The organism is Achromobacter xylosoxidans, assembly GCF_014490035.1.
GTDB lineage: Bacteria > Pseudomonadota > Gammaproteobacteria > Burkholderiales > Burkholderiaceae_B > Achromobacter > Achromobacter bronchisepticus_A.
Map to the genome: position 1 here is coordinate 985090 of NZ_CP061008.1, position 13371 is coordinate 998460.

Below are 13371 nucleotides of genomic sequence, written 5' to 3' on the forward strand. Positions count from 1 at the left end.
TTGAAAGCACTCGTCAGAAAACTCGGCAGCATCCACCCGGACCACCAGCGCATCTTCAAGGGCGCCTTCCGGGTGGCGGTGTTCCTGCTGCTGGGCAAGGCCGCCGGCGCCATCAAGGAGATGGCGGTGGCGTACCGCTACGGCGTCAGCGACGCCGTGGACGCCTACCAGTTCACGATGACCATGGCTACCTGGCTGCCGGTCACCATCGTGGGCGTGCTGTCGGTGGTCCTGATCCCGGTGCTGGTGCGGCTGCGCCGCGCCGATGCCGCCGAAAGAAATCTGTTCATCCGCGAACTGCAGGGCTGGGTGGCGGCCGCAGGCATCGCGCTGGCGCTGCTGACCTGGTTCGCCTGGCCGCAGGTGGTCGGCGTGCTGGGCCAGGGCTTGTCGGCCCGTGTGAGCGACATGACAGGCCAGCTGCTTGCCGCGTTCGCGCCGGTGTCGGCGCTGCTGCTCGTCGCCGGCATCAGCGCTGCGCGGCTGCGGGCGCAGGAAAGACACGTCAATACCCTGCTGGACAGCGTACCGGCCGTGGCGACGCTGGCCTGGGTGATGCTGGCCGCCAGCGCCGACGGCGTCGGGCCGCTGCTGTGGGGCACGCTGGTCGGCTACGCGATCCAGACGGTCTGGCTGGCGTGGCTGGCGGCGCGCGCCGATGGCGGTTTCTGGGGCGCGCCCCGACTGACGCTGCAATCGCCGCATTGGCCCGAACTGCTGGGGGCCGCGGGCGTGATGCTGATCGGCCAGGTGGCCATGAGTTTCGTCGGTCCGCTGGACCAGTACGCCGCCGCCAACCTGGGCGCGAACGCCAACGCCACGCTGGGCTACGCCAGCCGGCTGTTGTCGCTGGTGCTGGGGATCGGCGCCGTGTCAGTGGGGCGGGCGGCCTTGCCGGTGCTGGCCGATGTGCAAGCGCGGGGCGATACCGCTCGTGCGCGCGGCATGGCTCTCAAATGGTCGGTGCTGATGGTGGCCGCAGGCGCTGTTGCCGTCGCCGTGGGCTGGATGCTGGCGCCGTGGGGCGTGTCCGTGCTTTTCCAGCGCGGCGCCTTCACCGCCGAGAATACCCAGGCCGTGGCGCATGTGTTCCGCTGGGGGCTGCTGCAGTTGCCGTTCTATTTTGGCGTGCTGATCCTGGTGCAACTGCTGGCCAGCCAGAACCGCTATCGTGTGATGGCAGCCATCGCCGTCGCCAATTTCGCCCTGAAGGCGGTGTTGAACACCGTGCTGGCGCCCAGGATGGGCGCGGCCGGCATCATGCTGGCGACCAGCCTCATGTATCTGTTGTCCTTTGCCTGCTACCTGGCGGTGGCGATGCGCAAAGTTGAACCCAAAGAGGCCGATTGAATGCCCGTGACCGATACCGGCCCGGCGCCGCGCGTCCTGTTGTTCATCCACTCCCTGCATGGCGGCGGCGCGGAACGCGTGGCTGCGGACCTGAGCGCGCACTGGGCGGACATGGGGCGGGAAGTCATGGTGGTGACGCAGGCCAGTGCAGAGGGCGACGTCTACACGCTGCACTCCAAGGTGCGTCGCGAGGTCCTGCATACGGCGGGCGAGGGCGGTGGTCTGCGCGGCATCTGGAGCAATGTGCAACGGGTGCGCGCCTTGCGCCGCGTGATCAAGTCGTTCCGCCCGGACATCGTGCTGGGCATGATGACGACGGCGTCGGTGCTGTCGGTGTTGGCTTGCGCGGGCCTGTCCTGCCGGGTGATCGCCACCGAACATACGCATCCGCCTTCGCAGACGCTGTCGGGCTTCTGGCAGCGCCTGCGTCGGCTGACGTATCCGCGAGCGGCCAGCGTGGTCGCGCTGACACGCGGCACCGCCGACTGGCTGGCGCAGCACGTGCCGGGCAGCAAGCTGGCCGTCATTCCCAACCCGGTACACTTTCCCCTGCCGCGAGCCGAACCGGTTCTGACCCCGGTGTCGGGCGACGGCCGCAAGCGCCTGCTGGCGGTGGGCCGTCTGCACGCCGACAAGGGTTTCGACCTGCTGATCCAGGCCTACGCGCAATTGGCGGCGTCGCATCCCGGTTGGGATCTGGTTATCCTGGGCGAGGGCGACGAGCGGCCCGCCCTGGAGGCGCAAGTGCGCGAGGCTGGTCTGGCGTCGCGGATTTTCATGCCGGGGCGAGCAGGCAACGTCGGCGACTGGTATGAAAGCGCCGATCTGTACGTGCTGACCTCGCGCTTCGAAGGGCTGTCCAATACCCTGCTCGAATCCATGGCGAGCGGGCTGGCCGCCGTATCGTTCGACTGCGACACGGGGCCGCGCGAGATCATCCGCGAAGGCGTGGACGGCGTGCTGGTGCGCCCCAATGGCGACGTGCCCGCGCTGTGCAAGGCGCTGGACGCCGTCATGCGCAATGACGCGGACCGCGCGCGCATGGCGCAGGCGGCGATCGACGTGCGCGACCGTTTTTCGGCCGCGCGCGTGCTGCAGAAATGGCAGGAACTTTTTGACGGCGTGCGCGGAACCGGCCGTTGAGGCCGCGCGTCGCGCTGTTGCTACAGTGACAACGAGAACTTCATCATGTGCGGAATAGTCGGGATTTGGGGCCCTGTCGGGAACAAGGAACGTGTGTTGGCGGAAAGCTGCCGCCGCATCCGCCACCGCGGGCCGGACAGCAATGGTTTCTGGGAAGACCCCGAGGCCGAACTGGCGCTGGCGCACGTGCGCCTGGCGATCCTGGATCTGACCGAGGCCGGCCATCAGCCCATGACGTCGGCCTGCGGCCGCTATGTCATGGTGTTCAACGGCGAAATCTACAACCACCTGGACATCCGCAAGCAGCTCGAGCAATCGGCGCTGGCGCCGTCCTGGCGCGGCCATTCCGATACGGAAACGCTGCTGGCGGGCTTTACCGCCCTGGGCATCGAAGCCACCTTGCAGGCCGCCGTGGGCATGTTCGCCATCGCGCTGTGGGACCGCGCGTCGCGCAAGCTGATGCTGGCGCGCGACCGCATGGGCGAGAAGCCGCTGTACTACGGCTACTCAGGCGCCGAACTGGTGTTCGCGTCGGAACTCAAGGGTCTGATGCCGATTCCCGGCTTCGGCCGCGAGCTCAACCGCAACGCCCTGGCGTCGTTCATGCGGCACAACTACATTCCGGCGCCGCAGTCGATTTACCAGGGCATTGCCAAGCTGCCGCCGGGTACCTGGGTCGAATTCACGGCCGACGATACCCGCAGCCGCCGCATGCCCGAGCCGCGCGTGTACTGGTCGGCCCGCGAGGCCGCCGACACCTCGGCGCAATCGCTGCTGTCGTTCGAATCCGATGCGCAGGCGACCGACGCGCTGGAAGGCGTGCTGTCCAAGGCGGTTGGCGGCCAGATGCTGTCGGACGTGAGCCTGGGCGCCTTCCTGTCCGGCGGCATCGACTCCTCCACCATCGTGGCCTTGATGCAGGCGCAGAGCTCGCAGCCCGTGCGCACCTTCGCTATCGGCTTTCACGAGAAGGGCTACGACGAGGCGCAGCATGCCAAGGCGGTGGCCACGCATCTGGGCACCGACCATACCGAACTGTACGTGACGGCGGAGGATGCGCTGGCCGTGGTGCCCACGCTGGCCGACATGTACGACGAGCCGTTCGCGGATTCGTCGCAGATTCCGACCTCGCTGGTCACGCGCATGGCGCGCCAGCACGTTACCGTGGCGCTGTCCGGCGATGGCGGCGATGAGCTTTTCGGCGGCTATTCGCGTTATTTCCGCGTGAACAACTGGTGGCAGCAATGCGAGCGCGTCCCGGCGCTGCTGCGCAAGCCCGCCGGCGCGCTGTTGAGCGCGTCCACCCATCTCCCCGGGCGCGGCGCCTGGCGCGGCAAGGTCGGCAAGCTGGGCGAACTGCTGCGCACCGATACGCGCGGCGAGTTCTACCGCCATTTCGTATCGTATTGGGCCGATCCTTCCAGCGTGGTGAAGGGCGGCGTGGAACCGGTGTCCGAGTTCGCCCGGGCGATGCAGGGTTCCACGTTCGAAGCCATGATGAAGCTGGACACGGTGACTTACCTGCCGGACGACATCCTGGTCAAGGTGGATCGCGCCGCCATGGCCGTCAGCCTGGAAACGCGCGTGCCGCTGATCGATCACCGCGTATATGAGTTCGCCTGGAGCCTGCCGCACCAATACAAGGTGCGCGGCAACACGGGCAAGTGGCTGCTGCGCCAGGTGCTGCACCGCCATGTGCCGCAGGCGTTGGTGGACCGCCCCAAGCGCGGTTTCGCCGTGCCGCTGGCCGCATGGCTGCGCGGCCCGCTGCGCGAATGGGCCGATGCGCTGCTGGACCCGGCGCGCCTGCGCCAGGAAGGCTGGTTCGAGCCCGAACCCATTCTGCGCAAATGGCGCGAGCATACGTCGGGCCATCGCAATTGGGACAGTCATCTGTGGGGCGTGTTGATGATGCAGGCCTGGCTTGACCGCTACCGCGGCGACAAGGAGCAGGGAGGATCGGTTGGGAGTCTTTGACGCATGAAAATCTTGATGCTGGTCAGTTCCATGCACGCGGGCGGCGCCGAACGGGTCGCCGCCACGCTGGTCAACGCATGGGCCGAGCGCGGGGATTCCGTCATCCTGACGCCCACCTACTCGTCCAAGGGCAACTGCTTCTATCCGCTGTCGGACAAGGTCGAACTGGCCTGGCTGGCGGATCTGGCAGGCACGCGCGCATCGGGGGCTAAGGCCGCATTCAAGCGTCTGCTAGCGCTGCGCAAACACATCCGCGATTCGAAGCCAGACGTGGTGGTGTCCTTCCTGACCAACGTCAACGTGGCCGCCATACTGGCTTCCCTGGGATTGAAGGTGCCGCTGATTGTTTGCGAGCGTACCAATCCGGTGGCCGAAACCACGACGGGAACCGTGTGGCGCAAGCTGCGTCGCATCCTGTATCCCCGCGCCGACATGGTGACGGTGCAGGCGGAGGATACCGCTGGCCCGTTCGCCCGGCAGGTGCCCGGCATCAAGCGCCTGGCCGTGATTCCCAATCCGCTGCCGGCGCCCTTGCTGGATGCGCCGCTGGTGCCGCAGCGTGAAGACGGCGGTCCCCGCGAATTGCTGGCGATGGGACGCCTGGTCACCGACAAGCAGTTTGACCTGCTGATCGACGTGTTCGCGCAATTGGCGCCCGACTTCCCGGACTGGAATCTGCGCATCTGGGGCGAAGGCCCCGAGCGCGGCGCGCTGGAGCAGCAGGTCGCGCGCCTGGGCCTGCAGTCGCGCATCAGCTTGCCTGGCCGCACCGAGGCGCCTTGGGATGAACTTGCGCGGGGCCAGGCCTTCGTGCTGAGTTCGCTGGTGGAAGGCTTCCCCAATGTGCTGCTGGAAGCCATGTCGCTGGGCCTGCCCTGCGTGGCGTTCGATTGCCCCAGCGGGCCGCGCGAGATGACGCGCAACGGCGAGGACGCTCTGCTGGTGCCCGCCGGCAATCGAGATGACCTGCGCGAGGCCCTGCGCCGTCTGCTGGGAGACGCCTCCCTGCGCCAGCAACTGGGCTTGCGCGGCGCCGCCGCGGTGCGCCAGCGCTATGCGCTGGCCAGCGTCCTGGCGGAATGGGATGAATTGTTCGATGCCGTGCGGGAGGGACAATGAGCGCTCGGCCGCTGCGTGTCCTGCACATCATCACCGGCCTGGGGCAGGGTGGGGCGGAATCCGTGCTGTTCCGCCTGGCGACCTATCCCGGGGCGGATGTGGAACATGTCATCGTGTCGCTGACCGACGAGGGCATCTATGGCGAGCGCCTGCGCGCGGCAGGCGTCGCGGTGCATGCGCTGGGCATGAAACGCGGGCGGGTCAGCCTGGGCGGTTTCATGGCGCTGCGTTCGCTGATCGCCGCGACGCGTCCCGACGCGGTGCAGACCTGGATGTACCACGCCGATCTGATCGGCGGCCTGGCGGCGCGCCTGGCAGGCGTGCGGGCCATCGCCTGGGGCATACGCAATTCGGGCGAACACCTGGAGCGCAGCAGCCGTTCGGCCCGCTTGGTGCTGCGGGCGTGCGCGCTGCTGTCCGGCCGCATACCCAAGGCCATCGTATGCGCCGCCCAGAAGTCGGCGCAGCGCCATGCCGACAAAGGCTATGACCGCGAACGCATGGTGGTGATCGCCAACGGCTATGACTTGTCGCGCTATGCGCCGAATGACGAGGCCCGGCAGCGGGTGCGCGCGCAATGGGGCTTGCCGCAGGACGTGCCGGCCATCGGTTGCGTGGCCCGCTGGGATCCGCTCAAGGACCACGCCAACCTGCTGCGCGCCATCGCCGCGCTGGTACGCGATGGACGCGACGCGGGACTGCGCTGCGTGCTGATAGGTCGTGGCATGGACACCGCAAACACTGAGCTGGCGGCCTTGATCGACAGGCTGGGCCTGCGCGACCGGTTGGTGTTGGCGGGTCCCAGCGACGACGTGCCCGCCGCAATGAACGGGCTGGACCTGCATGTCCTGTCCAGCTGCGCGGAAGGCTTTCCCAACGTGGTAGCCGAGGCCATGGCCTGCGGCGTCTACTGCGTCGTGACGGACGTGGGTGACGCGGCCTTTATCGTTGGCGATGCCGGCGTGGTGGTGCCGCCGGAGCAGTCCGAGGCGCTGGCCCGCGGCATTGAAACAGCCCTGTGCGAAGTGGCCTCGCGCGGCCGTACGCGTGCAGGCGAGGCGGGCCGCGCCCGCGTGCTGGAAAATTTCGACCTGGCGCGCATGGTGCAAAGCTATATCGCGGTGTGGCGCCGCATCTCAGGAGTCAAAGCATGAGCGCAGGGCGCCGCCTGCTGTTTGTCGTCAACAATCCGGCCTTCTTCATGTCGCACCGCGTGCCGGTGGCGCTGGCCGCGCAACAGGCGGGCTACGAGGTACATGTCGCCACGATGGACGGTCCGGCCGTGGCGGACATCGAGGCGCTGGGCATGACGCATCACGCCATACCCATGACGCGCAGCGGCAAGCATCCCTTGCAGGAGTTGGGTACGCTGCTGGCCCTGATACGGCTGTTCCGCCGCCTGCGGCCGCAGATCGTGCATCTGGTCACGATCAAGCCCGTGCTCTATGGCGGCATCGCTGCCCGCTTGACGCGCGTGCCGGGCATGGTCGCGGCGATTTCCGGACTGGGCTTTGTGTTCCTGTCCAATTCCCTGAAGATGAAGCTGGTGCGCGCCGTGGTCGCGCGCCTGTACCGGCTGGCGCTGGGCCATCCCAATAGCCGCGTGATCTTCCAGAACGCCAGCGACCGCGATTTGCTCAAGTCGCTGGGTGCGGTGCGCGACGCCCAGGTCGTCATGATCCGGGGCGCGGGCGTGGACCTGAATGCGTATCGGGCCCAGCCCGAACCGCCGGCGCCGCCGGTCGTGGTCACCATGGTGGCCCGATTGCTGCGCGACAAGGGCGTGCAGGAATTCGTGCAGGCGGCCAGGCTGCTGCGCGAGCGTGGCTTGTCTGTCACGATGCAGCTGGTCGGCGGCGTGGACGCCGGCAATCCGGCCTCGGCGACGCAGGACGATGTGGATGCCTGGCAGCGGGAAGGCTGCGTGCGCGCATTGGGCGAACGCTCCGACGTGGCCGCGCTGTACGCCGCCTCGCATATCGCCGTGCTGCCTTCCTATCGTGAAGGTCTGCCCAAGTCGCTGATCGAGGCGGCAGCCTGCGCGCGCGCGGTCGTGACTACCGATGTGCCTGGTTGCCGCGATGCGATCGAACCCGGCGAGACGGGACTGCTGGTGCCGGTGCGCGACGCGCAGGCGTTGGCGGACGCCATCGCGCGTCTGGCCGAGGATCCGGTCTTGCGGCAGTCCATGGGCGCCGCAGGCAGGGCGCTGGCCGAGCGCGAGTTCAACATCGAGCGCGTGGCGCGCATCCACGTGGAAATCTACGACGCGCTCAGCGCCTGATACGGCAGCGCCGGCGCCGGGGAGGCGCCGGCTAGCGCTCAAGGACGGCGCGTGATCGCGTCGATCCAGTAGCGGGTGGAAGGATCCTGCTGGCTGGCTTGCTGCGAATTCAACTCATGCATGATGCCCTTGGCCAGGGCCTTGCCGAATTCAACGCCCCATTGGTCGAAGGGATTGATGCCCCAGACCACGCCCTGCGTGAACACCTTGTGTTCGTACAGCGCCAGCAGCGCGCCCAGCGTATAGGCCTCCAGGCGCGGCAGCACGATGAGCGAGGACGGCCGGCCGCCCGGATGGACACGGTGCAGCGCCAGCAGCCGCGCGCGGTCGGGATCGCTTTCGATGGCCGAGGTTTCGGCCAGCGCTTCCTCGTAGGACTTGCCGCGCAGCAGCGCCGAACGCTGCGCCAGGCAGTTGGCGATCAGCAGCTCGTGGTGCCGCGCGTAGGCGTGGTCGGGTTTTTCGCACAGGATGAAGTCGACGGGGGCGCCCCGGGTGTCCTGGTGCAGCCACTGGAAGAAGGTGTGCTGGCAATCGGTGCCCGACATGCCCCAAACGGCCGGGCCGGTGGGCACGCCGGCAGGGCTGCCATCGGCGGTGGCGACCTTGCCCAGCGACTCCATTTCCAGCTGCTGAGCCCAAGGCACGATGTGATAGAGCCGTGAATCATAGGGCGCAATCACCAGGGAATCGTAGCCCAGCACGCTGCGGTTGACGACGCCGGCCAGCGCCAGCTGGACGGGCGCATTTTCCTCGACGGGCGTGGTGCGGAAATGCTCGTCCATGGCGGCCGCGCCCGCCAGCAACTGGTCAAAGGCGTCGGTACCCAGCGCCAGCGCGACTGGCAGGCTGATCGCGGACCACAGCGAATAGCGTCCGCCGACCCAATCCCAGATCTGGAAGATGTGATCGGGCAGGATGCCCAGGTTCAAGGCCGCCTCGACGTTGGCGGTGACCGCCACGACCTGCCTGATCGGATCCGCCACGCCGGCATCGCGCAGCCAGTTCATGGCGACCTCGGCATTGGCCAGGGGTTCGGTGGTGGTGAACGACTTGGAGGCGACGATGACCAGGGTGTCATGCGGATCCAGGCGGCTCATCGCGTCCGCGACCGAATGCGAATCCACGTTGGACGCGAAACGCACTTCGCGTCGCGCACCGCCGTGGCGCAGGGCACGCGTGACTAGCCGTGGGCCCCAGTCGCTGCCGCCTATGCCCAGATGCAGCACGCTGCCATAGCGTCCGGCCGCGTCGGCCTGGCGCACGAATTCACGCATGCGCTCACGTTCGCCGAGCACGGCCTTGGCCACCCTGGCGGGCGGTTGCGGGGCGCGCAGCGCGGTGTGCCATGCGGCGCGTTGCTCGGTCCAGTTGGCGTTGCCGCCGTCGAACAGGCAGGCCCGGGCAGCGTCGAAACCTTGTTGCTCAAGTAGGGCGGCCTCGGCTTTTTGCAGATCCGGTGAATACGCCTGCGCGCTCAGGTCCAGGCGTAGGCCGGGGGCATTGAGGACGCGCAATTGCTCGCCGCGGCGCGGTGCGGTGCGCGTGGCCGCGATGAACTGTTGCCAGGCTGGGCTGTTCGATAAGGACATAGGCAAAACTAGAAAGGCAGATCGGCCTGCGGCGCGAGCTTGCTCAGTTCGCGACGGAAGTCGGCTTGTATGCGTTCCAGCGCCGCTTGCGTCTGCGCTTCGAAACGCAGCACGACCACAGGCGTGGTGTTCGAGGGGCGCGCCAAGCCGAAGCCGTCAGGATATTCCGCGCGCACGCCATCGATCGTGATCACGCGATTCGCGCCGGGGAACTGTCCTTGCTCCTGCAAAGCCTGGACCAGGGTGAAAGGCTGGCCCTCTTCCATTTCCAGCTTCAGTTCGGGAGTAGAAACGTCTTGCGGCAGGGCTTCCAGCACGGCGCAGGGATCGGCGTCGCGCGACACGATCTCCAGCAGGCGCGCACCTGTGTAGAGTCCGTCATCGAATCCGTACCAGCGTTCCTTGAAGAAGATGTGGCCGCTCATTTCGCCGGCCAGCGGGGCCCCGGTCTCGGCCAGCTTCGCCTTCACCAGCGAATGGCCGGTCTTCCACATCAGCGGCGCGCCGCCAGCGGCTTCGACCGACAGGCCCACGTGGCGGCTGCACTTCACGTCATAGATGATGGTGGCGCCCGGATTGCGGTCCAGCACGTCGCGGGCGAACAGCACCAGTTGGCGGTCCGGCCAGACGATCTGGCCCGATTTCGTCACCACGCCCAAGCGGTCGCCGTCGCCGTCAAAAGCCAGGCCCAGTTCGCAGTCGGTCTCGGCCACGCACTTGATCAGGTCCTGCAGGTTTTTGGGTTCGGCGGGGTCGGGATGGTGGTTGGGGAAGGTGCCATCCACCTCGCAGAACAGTTCGGTGACTTCGCAGCCCAGGGCGCGGAACAGCGCCGGGGCGACCGCGCCGGCCACGCCGTTTCCGCAATCGATGGCGATTTTCATGGGCCGCGCCAGCTTGATGCCGGACGCGACGCGCGCGATGTAGGACGCCACCAGGTCCAGTTGACGGCGCACGCCGGGCCGCGTCGCCGGGGCGCTGGCGGGGGCGTTCATGGTGGCGGCCAGCGCCTGCACGTCCTCGCCGTAGAGCGCGCGGCCTCCCATCATCATCTTGAAGCCGTTGTACTTGGGCGGGTTGTGGCTGCCGGTGATGGCGACGCCCGATCCCGTCTGCATGACGTTGGCGGCGAAATAGACCAGGGGCGTGGGCACCATGCCGATATCCAGCGTGTCCACGCCGCCTTCCAGCATGCCTTCCTGCAGCGCCACCGACAGCATCTCGCTGCTCAGGCGGCCATCGCGGCCGACGACCAGGGTCTGTACGCCTTGTTCGCGCGCGCGGGCGGCCAACGCCGCGCCCAGGGCGCGGGCGAAGCGGGCGTCAATCAGGTCGGGCACGGTGCCGCGGATGTCGTAGGCCTTGAAGACCGAGCCGGGAAATTGCGTATTGTTGCCCACGGCGGTTCCTTGGATGTTGGGTTGCAGCTCGGGTTCTGGCGCGGATTCAGGTAAACCCGCGTATCAAAACGCGCCTGGCTAGGGATTAAACCGGAATTATCCCCCATTGGCGCTCCCCCTTCATCCGGCAGACGGCGTAGGGCTTTTTCCGTCCTTGCACCTCGGCGGGACGTCTGCCCTGATCTGGTGCCTGCGCGGACGTCAACGCCTGGTTACGGTGCGGCGCCCGGCCGCGCTCCAGGGCTTGCAGGGGAGGCTGGGCGTGGCATAAAACTTGCTCGTCGTCCGAAGGTGATACGCTTGCTATGCAAGCAGAAAGACCGGGAGGGGCCATGGGCGCCAAAGTTTCTACTGTCATGTCGTCATCCAGGGGCGCCTCAAACCGGCGGGGTCCGCCCACGGATCACGCCGGACCAGCCGCAGGCCGCGAGCGCCGGCTCGACATCCACGTGTTCGTTTCCGAGGCGGGCGGCCTGGCCACGGGCCGGGCCTGGGAACGTTGCGTATGGCGCGACGCCCGGGTCCTGATCGCCGAATCCCCGGCGCCCCATCTGCCGGCTTCGATGGAAAGCGCGCTGCGCACCGTCGCCGCCGACGTGGCGCGGGACCGCGGCTGGCAGGGCATGGGTACCGTTGCTTTCGCGCTGGACGATCGCAGCGGCGTGTTCCGCGTGATCGACGCCCAGGCGCAGGCCCATTCGGGCACGGCCGTAGCCGATTGCGAACCCGTCGCCGCCCATGCGCTGGAAGTGCGCATCGACGGCTGCGTGGACCGTCGCCTGCCATGCACGCGCTTGCTGGTGTGCGGCGCGACCCGGGGCGAGGTGCTGCGCCGCGCCTACCGCGCCCTATCGGAAATGCCCGGCCCCGCAGGCGTCGACCGCGCTTTTCTCATGAACCGCATTGCCTCTCGGGCCTATTGCTCGGGGCTGACGGGTGCGAGGCTGGATCAGGCGGTCGGCTGATCTGTCCTGGCGGCGGGCTGCGCGGGTCCGCCTGGTGGCGACCCGGGGGCGTTTCAACCCCTACAATAGTCGGCACATCCCTGGCCTGGATGCATCCAGGCTCTACTTGGCCGCGCATATGACCTTGCTGAGCGATCTACAGTCCCTTCTGGGCGCTTCCCACGTGCTGACGGGCACGGACGCCGACACCTACGTGCTGGACTGGCGCCGCCGCTATCGAGGCGTCGCGCTGGCGGTGATCCGTCCCGGGTCGACCGAGGAAGTGGCGGCGGCCGTAAAGCTGTGCGCCAGGCATGGCGTGCCGGTGGTGCCGCAAGGCGGCAATACAGGCTTGTGCGGAGGCGCCACGCCTGACCTATCCGGCAGCGCGGTGATCCTGTCCACCACTCGCCTGACGGCGGTGCGCGCGCTGGATACCGACAACGACACGATCACCGTGGAGGCGGGCTGCGTCTTGCAAGCGGTGCAGGAGGCTGCCGCCACAGCCGGCCGGCTGTTTCCGCTGAGCCTGGCCGCCGAAGGCAGTTGCACCATAGGTGGCAACCTGGCGACCAATGCGGGCGGCACGCAGGTGCTGCGCTACGGCAACACGCGCGAACTGACATTGGGCCTGGAGGTCGTGACCGCCGAAGGCGAGATCTGGCACGGCCTGCGTGGCTTGCGCAAGGACAACACCGGCTACGACTTGCGCGACCTGTACATCGGCAGCGAAGGCACGCTGGGCATCATCACCGCCGCCACGCTCAAACTGTTTCCAAGGCCGGTGGCTTCGTGCACGGCATTGCTGACGCTGGACGGTATCGACCAAGCGGTCGAGCTGCTGTCGCGTGCCCGCGCGGGTTTTGGCGCGGCGCTGACTGGCTTTGAGCTGATGAGCGGGGCATGCCTGCAGGCGGTCGTGCGGCTCTTCCCGCAACAACGCTTGCCGTTCGAGGGAGATTCCGCCGCGTCCCCGTGGTTCGCCCTGCTGGAACTGTCCGACAGTGAAAGCGAGGAGCACGCGCGTGAACGATTCGAAACCGTGTTGGGCGAGGCCATGGAAAGCGGGCTGGTGAACGATGCCGCCATCGCCGCGAACGTGACGCAAAGCAAGGCGCTGTGGCACCTGCGCGAGAGCATCCCGCTGGCCGAGGCGGAGCTGGGCAAGTCGGTCAAGCATGACGTGTCCATCCCGATCTCCGCCATCGCCGGCTTCGTGCACAAGACCAACGCCTTGCTGCAGGCGCGTTTTCCGGGTGTGCGCCACGTGATCTTCGGCCACCTGGGCGACGGCAATCTGCATTACAACGTGGCCCATGCGCCGGGGCAGACCGAGGCCGAGCTGCTGGCGTTGCAAAGCGATATCTACGGCGTGGTGCACGACAGCGTGCATGCGCACCATGGCTCGATCAGCGCGGAGCATGGCGTCGGCCAGCTCAAGATCGACGAGCTGCCGCGCTACAAGAGCGCTGTCGAACTGGACCTGATGCGCAGAGTAAAGCGAGCGCTGGACCCGCAAGGGCTGATGAATCCGGGCAAGGTATTGCGGGCCTAGGGCGCCG

General features: G+C 67.6%; 10 protein-coding genes. 8 read left to right on the top strand and 2 right to left on the bottom strand.

Annotation, left to right across the window (positions count from 1 at the left end):
- Genes murJ through IAG39_RS04525 form a run of 6 tightly spaced genes read left to right on the top strand, consistent with a single transcriptional unit; the run spans position 1 to position 7873 of the window.
- Positions 1-1350: a murein biosynthesis integral membrane protein MurJ gene (gene murJ, locus IAG39_RS04500; protein ID WP_059371329.1), complete on the top strand. Its 1350-nt coding sequence runs from the start codon at positions 1-3 to the stop codon at positions 1348-1350.
- Positions 1351-2493, top strand: coding sequence for a glycosyltransferase family 4 protein (locus IAG39_RS04505; protein WP_118931377.1), 1143 nt, complete (start codon positions 1351-1353; stop codon positions 2491-2493).
- Positions 2494-2538: 45 nt separating this feature from the next.
- Complete coding sequence (asnB, locus tag IAG39_RS04510; RefSeq protein WP_118931376.1) at positions 2539-4470, top strand: asparagine synthase (glutamine-hydrolyzing); 1932 nt, start codon at positions 2539-2541, stop codon at positions 4468-4470.
- Positions 4471-4473: 3 nt separating this feature from the next.
- Positions 4474-5589, top strand: coding sequence for a glycosyltransferase family 4 protein (locus tag IAG39_RS04515; RefSeq protein ID WP_059371332.1), 1116 nt, complete (start codon positions 4474-4476; stop codon positions 5587-5589).
- A complete protein-coding gene (locus IAG39_RS04520) occupies positions 5586-6743 on the top strand; it encodes a glycosyltransferase family 4 protein (protein ID WP_165867755.1) in 1158 nt (385 codons plus the stop codon). The genes IAG39_RS04515 and IAG39_RS04520 overlap by 4 nt, the downstream gene beginning before the upstream one ends.
- Positions 6740-7873, top strand: a complete 1134-nt coding sequence (locus IAG39_RS04525) for a glycosyltransferase family 4 protein (RefSeq protein WP_118931375.1) — start codon at positions 6740-6742, stop codon at positions 7871-7873. Before IAG39_RS04520 ends, IAG39_RS04525 begins: the two co-directional genes overlap by 4 nt.
- Positions 7874-7911: 38 nt before the next feature.
- On the opposite strand, the gene pgi is transcribed toward IAG39_RS04525, so the two are convergent.
- Positions 7912-9465, bottom strand: coding sequence for a glucose-6-phosphate isomerase (gene pgi, locus IAG39_RS04530; RefSeq protein WP_118931374.1), 1554 nt, complete (start codon positions 9463-9465; stop codon positions 7912-7914).
- A gap of 8 nt (positions 9466-9473) precedes the next feature.
- On the bottom strand, positions 9474-10865 hold the full coding sequence (locus tag IAG39_RS04535) for a phosphomannomutase/phosphoglucomutase (RefSeq protein WP_118931373.1): 1392 nt from the start codon (positions 10863-10865) through the stop codon (positions 9474-9476).
- Positions 10866-11197: 332 nt separating this feature from the next.
- Between IAG39_RS04535 and IAG39_RS04540 the strand changes: the two genes are divergently transcribed.
- A complete protein-coding gene (locus IAG39_RS04540; RefSeq protein ID WP_118931372.1) occupies positions 11198-11830 on the top strand; it encodes a BPTD_3102 family carboxylase-like protein in 633 nt (210 codons plus the stop codon).
- A 118-nt stretch (positions 11831-11948) separates the two neighbouring features.
- A complete protein-coding gene (locus IAG39_RS04545; RefSeq protein WP_118931371.1) occupies positions 11949-13364 on the top strand; it encodes an FAD-binding oxidoreductase in 1416 nt (471 codons plus the stop codon).
- Positions 13365-13371: the final 7 nt, after the last annotated feature.